The organism is Reichenbachiella sp. (assembly GCF_033344935.1).
GTDB lineage: Bacteria > Bacteroidota > Bacteroidia > Cytophagales > Cyclobacteriaceae > Reichenbachiella.
Genome location: NZ_JAWPMM010000001.1, coordinates 2,626,556 through 2,646,064, shown reverse-complemented (window position 1 = coordinate 2,646,064; position 19,509 = coordinate 2,626,556). Strand labels below are relative to the sequence as shown.

Genomic DNA, 19,509 nt, shown 5'->3' with positions numbered 1-19,509 from the left:
AATAAATCTAATCAAAGTATCTTATACTGCCACACTGTTTTCTCTAAGCGCATCGTTTAGAGATGTTTTCTTGTCAGTACTTTCTTTTCTTTTGCCAATAATAATAGCGCAAGGGACATTGTACTCTCCAGCTGGAAATTTCTTTGCATATGAACCTGGGATGACTACAGACCTTTCAGGAACGTAACCCTTGTATTCTACTGGCTCATCACCTGTAACGTCAATGATTTTAGAGCTAGCAGTCAATGTAACATTAGCTCCTAATACTGCTTCCTTACCAATTCTTACCCCTTCAACTATGATACATCTTGATCCTATGAAAGCATTGTCTTCTACAATAACAGGTGCTGCTTGGACTGGTTCCAATACCCCACCAATTCCTACGCCACCACTTAAGTGAACACCTTTGCCAATTTGAGCACAGCTACCTACTGTAGCCCAAGTATCCACCATCGTCCCTTCATCTACGTAAGCGCCAATGTTTACATAGGAAGGCATCAAGATGGTCCCACTAGAAATGTAAGCACCATATCTTGCCACAGCGTGAGGAACTACACGAACACCAAGCTTATCGTAATCAGATTTCAGTGCCATCTTATCGTGAAATTCAAAAGGACCCACCTCAATTTTTTCCATTTTTCGAATTGGAAAATATAAGATCACAGCCTTCTTCACCCAGTCATTTACTTGCCATCCGTCAGTGGTTGGCTCGGCACACCTCAACCTTCCTTTGTCCAATTCCTCCAAAACAAACTCTATGGTTTTTACAACTTCAGCGTCTTGAAGTTTTGAACGATCTTCCCAGGTTTCTTCTATGATTTTTTTAATATCTTTCATTTCTAAAATTGTAATTTATTTGGCCTTTTCGGTAGGCATCATTTAGGCAACAAAACTAGCTACATTTCCAAGTTTCAAAAACTTATAGTCTGCTTTCATTTTCACGAAGCAGAAAACATTTGTTAATTAATTAACACACAACTCTGTGTGACTCATGAAATCATGGAAATCATTCATGATTGTAGCACTACTATATATTACTTTAATTACATATTGTTATTTATTTGATTCATAGTATTTTACATACACGTACCAAATATTATTTGGCATGATAAATACGCTAAAAACGCCTTTTTTAGACAAATTTCAGGGAACAAATTATCTCCAAATATTCGCTCTAATAATAAACTTCACTATCTCCTATCCTTCATTAAATCCAATCATTTACTTAACTTGATCATATATAAACTACGCTAGATGATCGATCTTTTTACAACTCCAAAAGTCAAACTTTTAATTCCGAAATACACCCAATTCATTAAGGAAGAAATTCTCCCAATTGAGATGAAACTACTGGATGTCACGAATCGCGAAGCGCATGAAAACTTGCTTTTCCAGTTAAGAGAAAAAGCTAAACAATCAGGACTCTGGGCGCCTCACCTACCCGAAGCAGAAGGTGGCCTCGGGCTAGATCTAGTTGAGTTCGCACAGGTAAGTGAAGTCTTGGGAACCACTCCCTTTGGACACTATACATTCAATTGTCAGGCGCCTGATATTGGCAACATGGAATTATTACATTCCTATGCCTCTGAAGAAATTAAGTCCTCTTATTTAAGCCCGTTACAAACTGGGAAAATCAGAAGTTGCTTTTCAATGACAGAGCCAGATAATGCAGGGTCAAACCCAAAGAACCTAAGCACATCTGCAGTCAAAGAAGGTGATCATTATATCATCAATGGACACAAATGGTTTACTTCGTCTGCGGATGGCGCCTCATTTGCTATCGTCATGGCTATCACCAATCCAGAAGCTGAAAGTCCATATGAGAGAGCTAGTATGATTGTGGTGCCTACTGATACTCCAGGATTCGAACTGGTAAGAAATATCCCCATCATGGGAGAAGAAGGTGCTGGATATGTGAGCCATGCTGAAATCAAATACAAGAATTGTAAAGTACCCTTATCTAATCTCATTCATAAAGAAGGCCAAGGATTTATGCTTGCACAACAACGGCTTGGTCCTGGAAGAATCCATCACTGTATGCGATGGATAGGAATAGCTGAAAGAGCCTTAGACCTCATGTGTCAAAGGGCAATATCACGTAAAATTTCAAGCAAAGAGGTATTAGCAGACAAGCAAACCATTCAAAACTGGATCGCAGAATCCAGGACAGAAATAAACGCCGCTCGATTGATGGTTTTGCATGCGGCGGATAAAATAGAAAAGCATGGAAGTCAAGCGGCCAGAGTGGAGATCTCCTCGATCAAATACTATGTGGCCAATGTATTGCAACAAGTCCTGGATAGAGCCATTCAGGTGCATGGGGCACTAGGTATCACTGACGACATCATCATTTCCTGGTGGTATAGACATGAAAGAGGTGCCAGAATCTATGATGGTCCTGACGAGGTTCATAAGTCAGTTATTGCAAGAGCCGTATTAAAAGAACATCAAACCAAATCACGTTAAACAGATGAGCCTCAGGAATAAAAACATGTTGATGGATCGCTCTGGCATGATACGTCAAGGGGAAAACATAGACATAAACAAGCTTAGTGAATTTCTGAAAACCTCTCCGGATTTTGAAGAAGGAAATATCAGTATAGAGCAATTTCCTAGTGGATTTTCGAACCTCACCTACTTACTCAAATGTAACGAACAAGAATTTGTACTTCGCCGGCCACCTATTGGAGCGGAGGTAAAAGGTGGACACGATATGAAAAGAGAATATGATCTCTTAACTAAAATCAATCCAGTTTGCCCTTACTCTCCACGTCCTATTTTACATTGTGCAGATAAGGATATTATAGGTGATGAATTCTTCATTATGGAACGCGTGAGAGGTATCATACTTAGAAATGCACCACCTAAAAATATGCCGATGACTGCAGAGCTCATGCAAACCATCAGTACCAATTCAGTTGATATTCTTTGCGACCTTCATCAGCTAGACCTGGATAAAAACAATCTGTGGGAATTGGGAAAACCAGAAGGCTATGTCAAAAGACAAGTGGAAGGCTGGGTGGAGCGATACAATCAATCCAAAACAGACCAGTTGCCGGGTATGGAAGCCTTAGGTGAATGGCTCACTCAAAACATCACTACGAGTCAAACCGTCACTTTATTACACAATGATTATAAGTACGATAATCTAGTGCTGTCTTTAGATAATTACTCAGATGTACTAGCTGTACTCGATTGGGAAATGGCTACCATCGGCGATCCGCTCATGGATTTAGGAACAGCATTAGCCTATTGGGTAGAACTCATTGATCCACCAGCACTTAAATCATTCAATCTGACTTGGATGCCAGGAAATCTAAACAGGCAACAAGTACTGGAAAGGTATACTGAAAAGACTGGAATTGATACCTCCAATATTCACTTCTACTATGTATTTGCTTGCTTCAAGTTAGGTGTGATTTGTCAGCAAATTTATGCTCGCTACAAGAAAGGTCTAACCAAAGACCCTCGTTTTGCGGGACTCATTGGCGTAGTAAACGCCTGCGCTTTGAATGGACAAAAGGCACTTGATACTGGATCAATCTCTAATTACTGATTTGTGAATTGCACAGTTGCTGTAACAGGTGGAACAGGTCATATCGGAACCGCATTGATTAATCTGCTCCTAATGAAGGAATATACTGTTCGGGCGCTATATCATACTTCAAAGACCACCATCCAACATAAAAATCTCATTTGGATACAAGGTGATATCAATGACCCGACCATTTTGAATCATTTGATACAAAATACTCAAATACTTGTCCATAGCGCAGCCATGATCTCCATAGACGATAAAGCTCCAGATATGCTTTATCAGATCAATGTAGGTGGAACATTATCAGTGATCAATGCGTGTCTCAAAGTCAAAAACATCCGCCTTATTCATATTAGTTCGTCCGAAGTATCGGATTACAATTCTAACCACACTTCCTCTTTCGAAACATTGCCTACTAGAAACAAAAAGAACTTGAGTTATGAAGCAAGTAAGTCAATAGCGGAAAAGGCCATACTCGAGTCTGTATCGAATGATCAACTTGATGCTGTGATCCTGAGACCTACAGCAGTTATAGGTCCTCCAGACCATCAGCCCTCACTTCTAGGTCAGACTATTCGGAATCTAGCGAAAGGAAAAGTTCCAATGATCACCACCGGAGGATATGATATGATTGATGTGAGGGACTTAGCTCAGACTATAGTAAATAGTTTCACCATGGCTAAGAAAGGGCAAATTTATCTACTCAGCGGATCCTATTGCTCGATCAAACAATTGGCGCAATTAGCCAATCCGCGAAAAAACCTCATCGCAATTTCTACAAAGTTTCTTCTAGTCTTATTTCCTCTGGTTAAAGCATATTTGAATATGTCTAAATCAAATCTTCCGCTTACCAGAAAGAGTCTTATAACCCTACGGCATTCGTCAAAAGAGATGAATTCCGAGAAAGCACGAAAAGAACTAAATCATAACTGTAGGAGTATTGAAACAACCATTTCAGATCTACTCATTTGGTTTAAACAAAATAATACTGTCAATGACTAAAAACGAATTCAATACAATATGCTTCGTCTGGATTCTTGTTGCTTTAGCTGCATTTATTCTACTTCAGTTTGTAACAGCACCCTATGGCAGGCATACTCAAAAGGGTTGGGGAATTGAAATCAGCAACAAATGGGGCTGGATCATCATGGAGCTTCCCTCCTTTTTGATCATGCTATATTTTTGTGTTATCTCAAAATCGAATGCCTATAGCTACTTTCTATTTGGACTTTGGTTGATTCACTATTTTAATCGAACATTTATTTTTCCTCTTCGAATAAAAACTAAGGGCAAAAGAATGCCTCTTGTAATAGCTGGCTCGGCCATATTATTCAATGGAGTCAACGCTAGCTTGAATGGTTATTACCTTTGTTATCTTTCCACTTTTGATATAGGAGATTTTATGAACACCAATTTCCTATTAGGCATTCTTCTTTTCTTTACAGGGTTTATTATCAATCAAAAAAGCGACGACTATTTAATCAAATTAAGAAAACCAGGTGAAAGCGGGTATAAAATACCAAATGGATGGCTATTTGAATATGTGTCTTGTCCCAATCACCTTGGAGAGGTCATTCAGTGGGCAGGCTTTGCACTCATCGCATATAACTATGCAGCGCTATCCTTTTTGATATGGACGCTTGCCAACTTGGTACCTAGAGCTATAAAACATCATAGGTGGTATCAAGAGAAGTTTCCAGAATATCCTTCTAAAAGAAAGGCACTTATTCCATGGTTGATATAAAAAAAGCCTCAACCAGTTTGGCTGAGGCTCTCATATATAATTCTTTGTCTGTTACTTATCCTTTCGGAATTTCTTGAGAATGTCTTCCATATGTTTTCCAGCAGCCTCACGACCACCCAAACCGTACGCAAGGGCTACTGTCACCGCTAATGAACCTAAAGTGAGTCCAAAGGCCAAATCAATAATACTATTAGCTATACCCATGGTTCGAAGTGCAATGGCTAAAAACAAACCTATAATTGCCATTCGAGCTATTCCTGCAGCGAACTCGTTTTCTTTCTTTTGGCTCATTGAGCCATGAACTACTGATGCTACAAAGTTGCCCAGCACCATAACTACCAGTCCAAACAATATATCCCCAGATAGGTTTAAGATATTATGCATTACCTCAGTCAACCTGTCCATGCCTAACAATTCCACTCCAGAAATCACACCGAAGAATACGATGAAGAAGTGCAATACATGAGCGATAACTTTTGACAACGATTGATCTTCTGCTATAATAAAGAGATGCAACTGTTTAGATAGCTTATCCACCCCAATATTGACTAATAGGTCATTGATGAAAGTAGCAATAAATTTTCCTCCAATAAAGAATATAGTCATGATCAACCCGGCTCCAATGATATGTGGAACCGCATCCATCAGTTTATGAAGAATATTGTTGGCTGGAGTTGTAATGGCATCCAATTCCAAGGCGTTTAGTCCCTGAATAATAGCAGGAATAAAAATGGCTATGAAAACAATTTGTTGGAGGAAGTAGACCAGCTTATCTGTTTCTTTGAATCCAATCTGATCGCCCAATCGATCCAAAAAGCTACCCGCCATTTTCACCAAATTAGAAACAAACTTAGCCAGAATATATCCAATGAATACAACCGCACCTGCAGCAACAATTTTTGGAATAAAGCTCAAAAATTCATCGAGCATGTTTCTTATTGGGTCCAGTACATAACTGAAACCAAGCATTTCTAGGACAATCAATAGGTTGATCACCATAAAAATATAGTAAGCGAGATTCGCTAGAAATTTATTGGTATCTACAATCGTATTACCAAGGAGGCGTTCATCCCAATCCGTTTTTTTCATGAGACTGTGAACCACTCTACGAATAACAACGGCGATAAGCCAGCCTATAACGAAAACCACCAATGCGCCTAGTACGCCTGGCATGATTTCGTGAAGGGAGTTAATGAGTGTTTGTAAATAATCAGGAAAGACCATTTCTTTTATAGGTTTTAGATTTGTGAAAATTCAGACGAATAAGATAGCCCAAGCCCGTGAATTATCCTAGCGAAGAAGAAAGAGATGCATTAGAATAATTCAATAGCATCTCATTTTTATCTAATTATTGCAGAGCTTTTTTAATTATCGACAAGTCCTCTGGACTGTAGTCCAATTTCAAAGCCATCTCATGCCCTTTCTCAGTCATCTTCGCCCAAGTCTTTTGAACAATGGAAATCACTTTTTCTTCTTCGTGCTCAGCAGCGAATTCTGCGAAATAATATTTGAGAAAAACCAAACATACCACATCCTCTAACTGCTGAGTTTCAGCATCACTCTTTAGTTTTTTCTTTGTCACCAGGTCTTTGACCTTGTCAGCTAAAGATTGATCTGCTCCCTCCTCTTCCAACAACTCAGAGAGTATTTCTCCATGCATCAATTTTAGTTCTGTTCTCCACTTCAAGTATCCTTTTCGATCCATTGGATAATCTGAGCGTGGAACAGCCCATCGCTGGATGTGTTGACCACGGGCGGCTATTTGCATCGCAGCGGAAGGTGATGAATCATATTCATGCAGCATATCAGTCATTCGCTGCCCATAGACTAGCTCCTTTGGACATTCTTCCTCGTGGTACAGAACAGTGTTAGGGTCTTCTGCATTAATGGCATCAATCTTAGCTATAATTTTCTCGATCATAATTCAAATTTTGAATCGTAAAGATATAGGATGAACCTCAATTGGCATTCGTCAAATGATAGTTCTAACTTCGCGTCATGAATATAGGAAACGAAAAAGTAGTATCCATCACCTATAAGCTCCAAGAGGGAAATAAGAGTGGTGCGGTAGTCCAGGAAGTGGACAGCAAGGAACCATTTGTATTTTTATTTGGTGCACAGCAGGTTTTACCTGATTTTGAAATCAATCTTAAAGATAAATCGATAGGCGATACATTCGAATTTGGTATTGAAAGCGATAAGGCCTATGGACCAGTAGATGAAAATGCTGTAGTCAACTTGCCAAGAAATATGTTTGAAGCTGATGGAAAATTGGGAGAAATTGTAAAAGTAGGCAACTTCCTTCCAATGAAGGACCAGGAAGGAAATCCGTTACAGGGATTGGTGAAGGAAATCACCGATGAGCATGTAAGAATGGATTTTAACCACCCTATGGCTGGAAAAGACTTATTCTTCTCAGGAGAAGTAGTAGAAGTCAGAGAAGCAACAGCTGAAGAATTAGACCATGGTCACGCACATGGACCAGGTGGACATCAGCATTAAGAAATTAGACATAAAAAAGCTACCAGATTAGAATATCATTTCTTCGTCTGGTAGCTCTAACAAAAGATATCTTTTGTACCTCTTAAAAATCGTACTGAAACATAAGTTGCAAGGTGGGCATTTCAAGAAATTGATCCCCCACACTAATCCTTTGCCCCATATATCCAAGCTGCACGTTGCCCGAGCCTACTCTGTATCCGAGACCAGCATAAAACCAGTTTCTATCAAATCGCTCTGGCTTCATTCCATCTTGATGAAACCAGAATTCATCAAACACATGAGCAAACCATTTTTCACCTAGATCATGACGCAAAGTCAAACGATATCTAAATCTATTGGTGAAATGAGTTCCATCAATATCTAGCCCAGTTGATGGATCTCCCTCTATTTCTCCAATCCATCTATGTTCTTGTCTCAGACGATGTGAAATCAAAAGTTTTCCTACCAGATGATTTAAGGTCACCTGTTCCCAGATGTTGTTTTCGGGTACGGTGATACCAGACGGTAACGGGCCAAATGAAGAAGTTTTGATATAAGTATACCCTGCAGTGAAAGTGACATCTTTATTCAAAATATAATCGACAAATGGTCTGATCAAAAATTGCTCTTGGTCTTTCACCCAATCGTATCTTCTAACATGGATTTCGTTTCCAACTCTCCATTTTTCATTGACTGAATAATGGTTGAGCATAAAGAACCAAACATTCATCTCTCCTTCTACTTCCTGTCCTTTGGCATTAGACAGCCCTGATATCAATAGGGCAACAAGTATTAATTTCTTCATTTCTAGTTATTTCAAATATTTAAAAAGCTAGTGCAATATTAAATCCCAAAACATCAAATACTTATCCGAATTTTTACTGACTTCATTGAATGACTAGGCAATAAAAAAAATCGCGTTCTAATTTTTTAGAACGCGATTCATATATAGCAATACTGTTTGCTTAGTATTTAATAATTCTGAATTTCTTTGTACCAAATGAAGTTTCTAATAAAACTTGGTAGATACCCGCAGGTAGTTCATTTAAATCAACTTTTACCTTTTGATTATTTATTCCAGAGTGGATTTTCTCATAAGCGATGCCTCCGGCTATTGAAACAATTTGAATTCTGGCTGCTTTAATTTCCTCACTAGTTTCTAATGTAAGCACATCTAAAACTGGGTTTGGATAATACAATACAGAAAATTCATATAGCACAGGTTCAATTCGAATAGTTTCAGAAAATTCAAACTTCCCATCAAAATCAATCTCTTTAACTCGATAATAATTTACCCCATCAAGAGGAGACTTGTCATTCAAAGAATACTTATTGACAGTAGATTCAACATTAACTGCATCAACACTTCCAATAGAACTAAACACCTCTCCGTCAGAACTTCTTTCTATCTCAAAATGACTAACATTGATTTCATTAGTAGTAGTCCATGTAAGTGAAACTTCTCCATTGGCATACTCCCCATCAAACGATAAGAAATCCAAAGGAAGTGAAATCACATTATCCGTATCTAATTGATTAGGAACCACATCATTATCGTTATCAGGCACACCTGATACACCTCCATATTCTACTCCATTCTGATCACTATCAAACAAGTCTATAATTCCATCACTATCCGAATCTCTGTAAAAGGCGTGATTTGTGTCGGCGAAATTTAATATTCCATCTGTGTCATCATCTTCTAGCCAATCAGGGATATTATCACCATTGGCATTGGCAGAATTATCATAATGTCCGGGATCACCATTCGCAGTTTCATATGCCGTCGCTCTAGCTTCAAAATCGACTAATACATCGTCTACTCCATACGGTTCAATAGTATCTTCGTCATCGTCAAATCCTTCATATAAATCTGGTGAACCGTCATTGTCTGAATCGCTATCCAAATAATCAAGAATACCGTCTATGTCAGTACTTGTCCAAGTCGGTGATGTACCATCAGTATCGTCAGCCAAACCATCATTATCAGCATCATTTCCTCCTACTGCAAATCTTCCATGGTCATCGGTCCCACCTGGGAAAAAGCCTCCATTGGCTTCAGCCGCATCCGGTATACCATCACCGTCAGAATCAAGATCTTGAAAATTTCGAATATCATCATCGTCAGTATCAACAACAGTCAACGCTACTCCACCATTAGAACTATCAAATGTGTCAGCCCAACCATCACCGTCGCTATCAGTTTCATCATCAGCTACTCCATCATTAGTGCTATCAGTACCGCCGGCTTCAGTCAAATCTGAAATACCATCATTATCTGAATCTCTATCTTCATAATCAAAGTAGGTATCTCCATCTGTATCGGGTATTGTTAAAGCTACACCTCCATTGTCTGGGTCTAGAATATTTGCCCAACCATCACCGTCTGTATCACCAAAGGTGTCTATAGTACCGTCATTGTTGTTATCATTTCCACCAACTTCGATCAACCCTTGAATACCATCATTATCAGCATCCAAATCCAAGAAATCATCTAGTCCATCGCTGTCAAAATCACTTGGCACATCTGTACTAAAATAAACCCCGTCAATATACAATGTTCCAGCTGTGCTGTTGATCAATTCAATGGCGATATAATCTGCAACAGCGTTCAATTCAAAAATATAATTTGCATGGATTGTATTAGATATGCCTGTGTATTGCACATCATTGGTAAACGCAGCATCAGAGAATGTACTTGCCGTATGCTGGCTAATCTCAATATCATTATTCCCTGCACCAGCTGCATCAACTCTTGCTACAATTGAAACTTTTGTTCCTGCTGGATAAAAAGCATCCAATCGTTGGACAATATACTCGCCTGTACTATTCAATTCAGCATCACCAAAGGCTAACGAACCAGAATTTCCAGCATTAACCACGCCGTCTCCCCCGCCATTATTATTATGTACCGCTTCTCTATAATCAATACCATCATCAACTCCATTGCTATTTGCGTCTGTGAAGCTATCAACAGTTCCATCGTTATCTGAATCGGTCAAACCTCCTCCTTCGATCATATCCAACAAACCATCGTTGTCACTATCCAGATCAAAGAAATTAGGGATACCGTCCAAATCAAAGTCATAGCGATCGTCGATATTATCAGCGTTGACGTCTACACCTGGGTCATTGTAATTTAATAAGCCATCCCCATCATCATCAGCAAAAGGATCTGCAAGAGAAGCCTCATACTCATAAATATTTAGAATTCCATCATTGTCATTATCCAAATCCTGTAGGTCAGCAACCCCATCGTCGTCATTGTCAGCAAAATATAAGTAATCTGGTATAGCACCTCCCCCTTGAGTTTTATCATCTGTCCAGTCATTGTTGCCATTGGCATCTTCCGCTGAAGTATCTATCCCATCCTCATCGTCATCAGTATCTCGAACATCTGCTGTACCGTCGGCATCTGTATCCTGGAGATCTGCTGAGGTACCTACTACATTATTACTACCTCTACCGGCATAGATATCATAGATATCCCAAAGTCCATCACCGTCAGTATCTACATTGTAACCGGTCTCATCGGTAATATCATTATCATTGTCAGTGTCCCAATCGCCAAACCCATTGGTATTGCCATCATAGGCCTCTATCATATCCTCCACTCCATCATCGTCACTATCAGCATCTCTATAGTCAGGTTCGCCGCCAGCATCCGTATTGGTTGGTGTAATTGCTGTTCCACCGTTATCATTGTCGTATGCATCGTCCAAGCCATCTCCATCTGTATCATTACCCGTAAGAGCAACAAAAGCAGCTTGACTTTCATAGTGGTCGGTGATACCATCGTTATCTGAATCCAGGTCGAGAAAATCCTCCAAACCATCAGAGTCAAAATCTTCATTTGCCAGAGTGGTACTTTGTGCATTATTGCTCACACCATCATTTTGATCAACATCACTCGATATTCCATCTCCGTCAGCATCAACTCCAGTAAATCTTCCGGTATTAGTATCAAATCCAGCAGCAACTGTGCCGTTGTTCGCTTCTATACCATCATAAACCCCATCATTATCGCTATCGACATCAAAAGGGTTGATAATTCCATCACGGTCTTGATCGTATTCATCCAAAACTCCATCACCATTGGCATCCGTGAAATTATTCCCAAAACCATCGTCATCAGCATCAATACTGTTAACGTCGCCATCTCCATCCATATCATTATCCAGGTAGTTGTAGATACCATCATTATCAAGATCACCATCAAATATACTACCGTCATCTGGGCCTCCCGCAGGAAGAGGAATCACGCCGAATGGATATTCATCTATAGAGGCTATACCGTCATTATCAGAATCTCCATCTAAAGTATCTACTATTCCGTCACCATCATTGTCTGCTGCAAATAGGTAATCAGGAATTGGATTACCGTTTTGAACAAAGTCGTTTGTCCAATCACCGTCAGCTCCTCCACCCATACCGTCACCAGTATCTTCAGCACTGGTAAGTGTGCCGTCATTATCATCATCTGCATCTCTGTGATCAGCTTCATCAGTACCATCTGTATTTTGTAACACTTGATTAGATGCATCTATATTGGAGAATGAAATAAAACCTGAGTTATCCGTATCAAATATATTCCATAATCCATCGCCATCTGTATCTATACCGTACCCAAACTCATCAGTGATATCATTGTCTCCATCGGTATCCCAATCGGCAAATCCATTTGAATTTGCATCGAATCCTTCTATTACATCCAGCACTCCGTCCCCATCAGAATCTGTATCTAAATAATCTGCAGCGGCTAAACCACCAGAATTTATTGGTGCAATAGCATTACCTGCAGAAATATCTTCGTCATATACATCTAGTATACCATCCCCATCTGCATCACCATCTACAGGCGCTACATAAGTAGCACTTGCCTGCGCTTCTCGGTTATCCGTAATCCCGTCATTGTCTGAATCCAGGTCAAGATGATCGGCCACACCATCAGAGTCAGTGTCGGTTATCACCAATGCTGCTCCACCTGAACAATTAGTAAAACTGTAAGACAAAAGGTGTATATCAACCGGTCGATTGGTTCCAGATTCTTCCTGAACTCTTATATATCGAGCATTTCCAGATAAAATATAATCAAAATTTTCAGGACCAAAAGGGCCAGTTTCGGCTCCCGTTGTAGCCGTATAGGTCACCACATTAGTATAGGATATTCCATCAAGAGACTGACTTATATCCGCTGTAGCATTAATACCTGCTGCACCATCATTTAGCGATAAGGTAATTGTCTCTCCTGAAGGAATAATTATCCCCATATCAAAATCAATATTTGCGCCACTAGCAACCTCAGCAAAAGTCCCAGGTGTATTCCCTATAGCATTATCTGGATTAGTGCCCCCAGTGTTAGTTTGGGATATGGCGTTACCCGCCCTTGGCCCATCACAATCCGGGTCTTGACTATCATTTAGTCCATTATTATTCGCGTCAGTATATCCATCTATTTGTCCATCTTCATCAACATCTGCTAACCCAAATTCCAAAACGTCCGATATTCCATCATTATCACTATCTCGATCCATCATATCGGGAATACCATCCAAATCATAATCAAACTCATCAATGACTCCATCTGAGTTAACATCCGTTAAATCAAAGGTATCGGTAGTGGCATCTCCATCCGCATCGGAATCGCTGACGTTAGGTATACCATCGCCGTCCATGTCTGTATCTTGAAAATTCAAAATACCGTCATTGTCTATATCTCCTCCAGGGTCAACACCAATTCCACCATCTTCACTGACATTGGCCAATCCGTCATTGTCCATATCCCCATCTGCACTATCAGCTACACCATCCCCATCTGAATCAGGATTGCTGTATAAATAATCAGGAATAGGACTTCCTCCATCAGCAAAGTCATCAGTTGGATCACCATTTACAACATCATCATCTTCATCAATCGTATTTTCGCCATCATTGTCATCGTCAGTGTCTTGAAAATCCCAGGTATCGTCCAAATCGATATCCGTCACTGCGGCGTTAGACCCAGTAATCTGCGTGATTCCGGTACCCACATAGTTGTCGAAAATATCTAGAATACCATCTTCGTCGATATCAGAGTCAAAACCGGTATCATCGAAGGCTGCATTGGCATTCGCATCCCAATCAGCGTACTGTCCACGTCCGGCATTGTTTCCTTCCACTCTATCACTTACTGTATCATCGTCAGAATCACCATCCAGATAATCAGCAGCTCCAGTACCATCAGTATTTGGAGGGGTTAATAATGTTCCACCATTATTTGGGTCATAAGCATCATCCAATCCATCATTATCGGTATCATTTCCTGTAGGCGAAATATAGGTGGCTTTAGTTTGACCTTCAATGTTATCAACGATTCCATCATCGTCAGCATCCAAATCTAAAAAGTCTGGAAGAGCATCAGGATATAATCCTCCGTCAGTATCTACAATAGTAAACGCCATACCTTCCTGGGCATCATTCCACCCATTAGTATTAGCATCCGTAAAACCATTTATTTGACCAGTTCCGGCATCGGCAATAAGTCCATTTTCAATCACGTCCAATAAGCCATCATTGTCAGAATCCATATCCGCAAAATTTCTTTGACCATCTCCGTCATTATCTTGTATAGAATAAGGATTGCTTTCGGTACTATCATTTAGGCCATCACCATCTGCATCTACCATAGCGTCTATGCGTCCATCAAAATCGGCATCAGTACCTCCTCCTTCAAGGATATCCGGGTACCCATCGTTGTCACTGTCTAGATCTTTGTTGTTTGGAATTCCGTCTCCATCTGTATCTGTATCATTTATTGGAGTTCCTCCATTATCTGGATCTACAGAATCGGGTAATCCGTCACCGTCGGTATCCGTATCAAATCCGTCCACCTTACCGTTGCCATCTGTGTCGGCCCCACCATTCTCCACTGCATCCGTAATACCATCATTATCAGAATCAACATCTAAATAGTCATCAATTCCATCTCCATCTGTATCAGGTATTACCAATGGACTTCCGCCATTGTCAGGATCAATAATATCTGCTAGCCCATCGCCATCTGTATCAACAAAATCATCAATTTTCCCATCTCCATCTGCATCAATACCGCCAGCTTCCAATAGATTGGTAATACCATCACCATCTGAATCCAAATCTGCAGCATCTCTAAATCCATCACCGTCTGTGTCTACCACAACGAGCGGAGTACCCCCATCGTCGGGGTCGATTAAATCTGCGACACCATCCCCGTCGGTATCCGTTGCATCATCTAACAATCCGTCGTTGTCTACGTCCGTACCACCTACTTCAAACAAGTCAGGAAACCCATCATTGTCAGAGTCTAAATCTCTAAAATCAGGAATACCATCCCCATCCGTATCAAACACATCATAAACACCATCACCATTGACGTCTGCCGTATCACTCAGACCAGCCGTAACGGTGCCATCGTCTACATCTCTAAAATTTGGTATCCCATCACCATCTTCATCGCCGCTAGGATCTATGGCTTCTCCATTATCTTCATCTACATCTGCTATTCCATCATTGTCTGAGTCACCATCCAGACTATCAGGCACACCATCTCCATCGAAATCCCCATAATATAGATAATCAGGAATATTAGCTCCTCCCTGACCGTCAGTTCGATCATCTGTAAAATCATCATTACCATTGCTATCTTCATCCTCTGTGAGGTCACCATCATTGTCGTCGTCGGTATCTCTAAAATCTAGATTATCAACACCATCTGTATTCTGTCGATCTGCATTAGAGCCTAGTCCATTGACTCCTGATCCAAGTACGATACTATCAAAGGCATCTACAAGTCCATCTCCATCCGTGTCAGCTCCGAATCCGGCATCATCGGTAATGCCATTAGTGTTAGCATCCCATTCTCCGAATCCATCATTATTCAAATCATCACCTTCAACAATGTCTAATACTCCATCCTGATCAGAATCATCATCCAAATAATCTGGGTTGTCCTGGAAATCTGTATTAACAGGAATAACTAAGTTACCTCCTGCATTTGGATCAAATCCATCATCAATTCCATCACCATCCGTATCCACATTAGTATAAGTAACTAATGAGCTTCCCGAAATACTTTCGTAGAAATCAGTCAAGCCATCCGCATCACTATCTACATCAAGCACATCGTTGATACCATCTGCATCTGAATCTGCATTATCTAGCGTTGAACTACCGCCCACTGCAGCTGGACTATTATCCACATAGTTCATCAAACCATCGTTATCTGGATCATTTAGATTGAATTGACCTGTTGATACGTTGAAGCCATTTGGTACCGCACCATTATTTGCTTCTATAGCATCCAAAATTCCATCGTTATCAGAATCACCATCTAAGAAATCAGGAATTCCATCTAAATCAGCATCATATGTATCATAAACTCCATCTGTATTTGAATCAATAGCATTAGCCAATGATCCGGAAATATCTGGATCACGATAGTTGGGTACACCGTCGTTGTCTGCATCTTGACTTGGATCTACAGCTTCTCCACCATCTTCATCCGTATCGAGCAAACCATCGTTATCGGAATCCACATCGTTAGCATCCGCCAATCCATCGCCATCATAGTCCCCTCGGAATAAATAATCAGGAACTGTAGTTCCTACTATTGCTGTACCTTGGCCTTGAGTAAAATCATCAGTCCAATCACCATTTCCATTCTCATCTTCTCCAGAGGTAAGGCTGCCATCATTGTCATCATCAGTATCTTGAAAATCGGCAAAGTCAGCACCATCTGTATTTTGCACAGGAGCAGCAGTTCCACTATTGTCTGTATCAAATACGTCCCAAAGTCCATCCCCATCAGTATCGCTGTTGAAGGTTGCTCCAAAAGGGTCAGTTGCTTCCAAAATATTATCATTATCTCCATCCCAGTCTCCAAAACCATTGAAGTTGGCATCATGACCTTCAATCATATCGATGACACCATCGCCATCGGCATCAGTATCTCTGTAATCCTCAGAACCATTACCATCTGTATCAACTGGGGTAATCAAAGTACCACCGTTATTTGGATCATAGACGTCATAAAGCCCGTTTCCATTCGTGTCAGCCACAACAGAAGCTATATACGCATTGCTGGCTTGACCTTCCACGTTATCAGGAATACCATCATTGTCGCTATCGATATCCAGATAATCGGGCAAAGTACCATCACCATCGCTATCAGGATAGCTTAAAGCCCCAACATCCTGCGTATCATTACGACCATTTCCATCCGCATCCACAAAACCAGCAATTTGACCGTTCGATCCAGCAGTTCCTCCCGCCTCAAAAACATCTACAATACCGTCGTTGTCGCTATCAATGTCTGCATAATCATCGACACCATCTCCATCACTATCGGGAATAGTCAAAGCGGCACCTCCAGGATTACTTAAAGGGTAAGAGACTGACATGTTTGTGATACAAGAAGATCCCCCTCCACAAACTCCAGAATCGACACCTCCACCCGGAGTTGTCCATGTAATGGCCACGATCCCATCATCATTGAAATTATTCCAATTGGCTTGAGAAATGGTAATGCTAAATGTGAGTAAATCACAATCTGCTGCCGTAGGATTATCAGAATCAGTCCTGTCATAGGTTCCAAGATCTACTGCTCCTTCTCCCGTTAGAGTAAAACTTTCTCCTGCTTGTGGCCCATAGTCCCCTTGAAGGCTAAAGCTTAGAGTGGCATCACCATTGGCATCCGTAGTTGTAACAGTAAAAAATATGTTGTGTGTTGGGTCATCAACTGTTTGACATTCATCAGCAAAACTGTCTGTTCTGAACATTGGATCAGAGTCATATGCATCATTCAACCCATTGTTATTGATATCTACAAAGCCATCGATAAAGCCATCATTATCAATATCGGCCAGGCCAGCTTCTATGATATCCGATATACCATCATTATCACTATCCAAATCAAGTGCGTTCGGAATACCATCTTGGTCAAAATCAAAGTTATCATTTACACCATCCCCATTTGCATCTACAAACCCAGCAAAATCAGTATCCAAATAATCAGGAATACCATCTGCATCTGCATCCGCCTTAATATCACCCTCTTCAACATCTGGAATACCATCATTATCACCATCATTATCCAGGTGATTGGCGACGCCATCACCATCGGTATCACAGTTATACTCAAAATCTAAAACCTGAGTGTTAATCTGATAATAGCCAAACGACCACGTGTTTAAGAGGTCATTATCTCCACTATTCCAGGTGTGTGTATTAACATTGGTCCCGCTCAGTTGTATTTCTGGGTCTGCACCAGTGAATACCTGCGAATCGTCCCAATAAATTAAATCAAAACTTGTCGCAGGTCGAACATCTGACATACCAAGACCAGTAGGGCTATCTTCCACATCCCACATCGGAATATGCAGTGGTCCAGAAGTAAATCTACCAGAAATAGTGATTTGGGTGCCAGACGCAACCGCGCTACCTGTTCCATCTAAGCCATTCCAAAGTATCGAATAGGCTCCTTCAACGGCAACCTCCTGTTCAACAATTACGTCTGTTGTGCCATCTTGGTAACCTGCTTCTCCATTCAGATCAATAAGAATGGCGACCTGACCTACCTGATTAGTTTCGAAATATATTGTTGCTTGACCTCCCCCTGTGTCACTACAACTAAAACGTGCATCAGCGATAACCACCGTTGGCAGCGTACTTGTAGGATACAGATCCAAGTCAGGATTGTTAAGGAATATATCATATTCCAATAGTGCAGTTTCGGTTGTCTGAGATTGTCTTAATTCTGTAAAATCTGTGGTCCCTAAAACAGCAGGGTCAGATCCAACTGAATTAGCATACAACGCAAAGGTGAATGGCTGTAATCCACTAAGGTCAATTTCTTTTATATAATTACCAGCGCTTACTCCACCAACCGTCGAGGGTACCCTGGCATACATCTGAAAATCAGTAGATAACAAATTAGCTCCTGCCGAACTGGTAAACCCCCACTTTTGACAAAACATTCTCCCTGATTTTTCTTCAGTACCATCATATACCGAAAAGTCCCAGAGATCATACCAACTCTCTTCATTGATGTCAGTGGCAGGATTGGTACTTCCCCCATCGTCTTGAATAAAGCCAATATAAAAATCTTGGTCTGAACCTGTATTATTGGTATAACTTTGAGCATCATAACCTGATGCTCCTACCACAGCTTCCGGGCCAGCTGCTGCCTCGGCATAAGTCTCTATTACACCTGTCTGCGGAGTATTTAGGGTAGCCTGATTTGGGCTTCCATCATCATTAGTTAAAGTCCAAGAGGCTGCAATAGTTCCATCATTCTCATAAAGCACCACCGTGAGGTCTTCTTGATTAGTACCAAAACTTGATATCCTTCTAAGACCCCAGTATAATGTTTCGCCATTATTAATTCGGATATACGTTCTTTCCGCAACAGGAGCATCTGCCTGAAGGAAATTTCCAACAAGGCCCGAACTATGTACTAAATACCCAATAAAAGTATTCGCACCTGTGGCGGTACCTGTATTGGATGGAGTGAGGTTCTTAGAACCTTCGGCAAGGGTATTCCATGACCAAACGGTCAGAAATAGAGCTACAATTACTTTTCTCATTATGCTAGGTTAAATAGCTAATTGGCATTTAAACTCAATAAGCAAATCAAAAAAGACGCACTCAAGCTCAAAAAACCAATAAAATACATTAAAAGCGCTGGATGAAAAGAGAAACTTTGAACTAGTTTCTCATGAAAATATTACAA

General features: G+C 40.5%; 10 protein-coding genes. 5 read left to right on the top strand and 5 right to left on the bottom strand.

The window, feature by feature from the left end; translation table 11 throughout:
• Positions 1-21: 21 nt before the first annotated feature.
• Complete coding sequence (locus tag R8N23_RS11540) at positions 22-837, bottom strand: 2,3,4,5-tetrahydropyridine-2,6-dicarboxylate N-succinyltransferase (RefSeq protein WP_318171752.1); 816 nt, start codon at positions 835-837, stop codon at positions 22-24.
• A gap of 417 nt (positions 838-1,254) precedes the next feature.
• Between R8N23_RS11540 and R8N23_RS11535 the strand changes: the two genes are divergently transcribed.
• The 4 genes from R8N23_RS11535 to R8N23_RS11520 are packed head-to-tail and all read left to right on the top strand — an operon-like array spanning position 1,255 to position 5,282.
• Positions 1,255-2,466, top strand: a complete 1,212-nt coding sequence (locus R8N23_RS11535) for an acyl-CoA dehydrogenase family protein (protein ID WP_318171751.1) — start codon at positions 1,255-1,257, stop codon at positions 2,464-2,466.
• Positions 2,467-2,470: 4 nt separating this feature from the next.
• Entirely contained in the window at positions 2,471-3,556 is a 1,086-nt protein-coding gene (locus R8N23_RS11530) for a phosphotransferase family protein (protein WP_318171750.1), read from the top strand.
• 3 nt (positions 3,557-3,559) lie between these two features.
• Positions 3,560-4,540, top strand: a complete 981-nt coding sequence (locus tag R8N23_RS11525) for an NAD-dependent epimerase/dehydratase family protein (RefSeq protein ID WP_318171749.1) — start codon at positions 3,560-3,562, stop codon at positions 4,538-4,540.
• A complete protein-coding gene (locus tag R8N23_RS11520; RefSeq protein WP_318171748.1) occupies positions 4,533-5,282 on the top strand; it encodes a DUF1295 domain-containing protein in 750 nt (249 codons plus the stop codon). The genes R8N23_RS11525 and R8N23_RS11520 overlap by 8 nt, the downstream gene beginning before the upstream one ends.
• Positions 5,283-5,333: 51 nt before the next feature.
• On the opposite strand, the gene R8N23_RS11515 is transcribed toward R8N23_RS11520, so the two are convergent.
• Entirely contained in the window at positions 5,334-6,506 is a 1,173-nt protein-coding gene (locus tag R8N23_RS11515) for a mechanosensitive ion channel (protein ID WP_318171747.1), read from the bottom strand.
• 124 nt (positions 6,507-6,630) lie between these two features.
• Positions 6,631-7,203, bottom strand: coding sequence for a DUF4202 domain-containing protein (locus R8N23_RS11510; RefSeq protein ID WP_318171746.1), 573 nt, complete (start codon positions 7,201-7,203; stop codon positions 6,631-6,633).
• 77 nt (positions 7,204-7,280) lie between these two features.
• Between R8N23_RS11510 and R8N23_RS11505 the strand changes: the two genes are divergently transcribed.
• Entirely contained in the window at positions 7,281-7,784 is a 504-nt protein-coding gene (locus R8N23_RS11505) for an FKBP-type peptidyl-prolyl cis-trans isomerase (protein WP_318171745.1), read from the top strand.
• Between the two features lie 82 nt (positions 7,785-7,866).
• Here R8N23_RS11505 and R8N23_RS11500 read toward each other — a convergent pair whose 3' ends face one another.
• Both R8N23_RS11500 and R8N23_RS11495 read right to left on the bottom strand, forming a co-directional pair.
• Positions 7,867-8,568 (bottom strand): DUF2490 domain-containing protein, encoded by a 702-nt coding sequence (locus R8N23_RS11500; RefSeq protein ID WP_318171744.1) that lies wholly within the window; start codon positions 8,566-8,568, stop codon positions 7,867-7,869.
• Positions 8,569-8,728: 160 nt separating this feature from the next.
• The gene (locus R8N23_RS11495) at positions 8,729-19,363 is read right to left on the bottom strand and encodes a T9SS type A sorting domain-containing protein (protein ID WP_318171743.1); all 10,635 of its coding nucleotides are present in this window, start codon (positions 19,361-19,363) and stop codon (positions 8,729-8,731) included.
• Positions 19,364-19,509 lie beyond the last annotated feature (146 nt).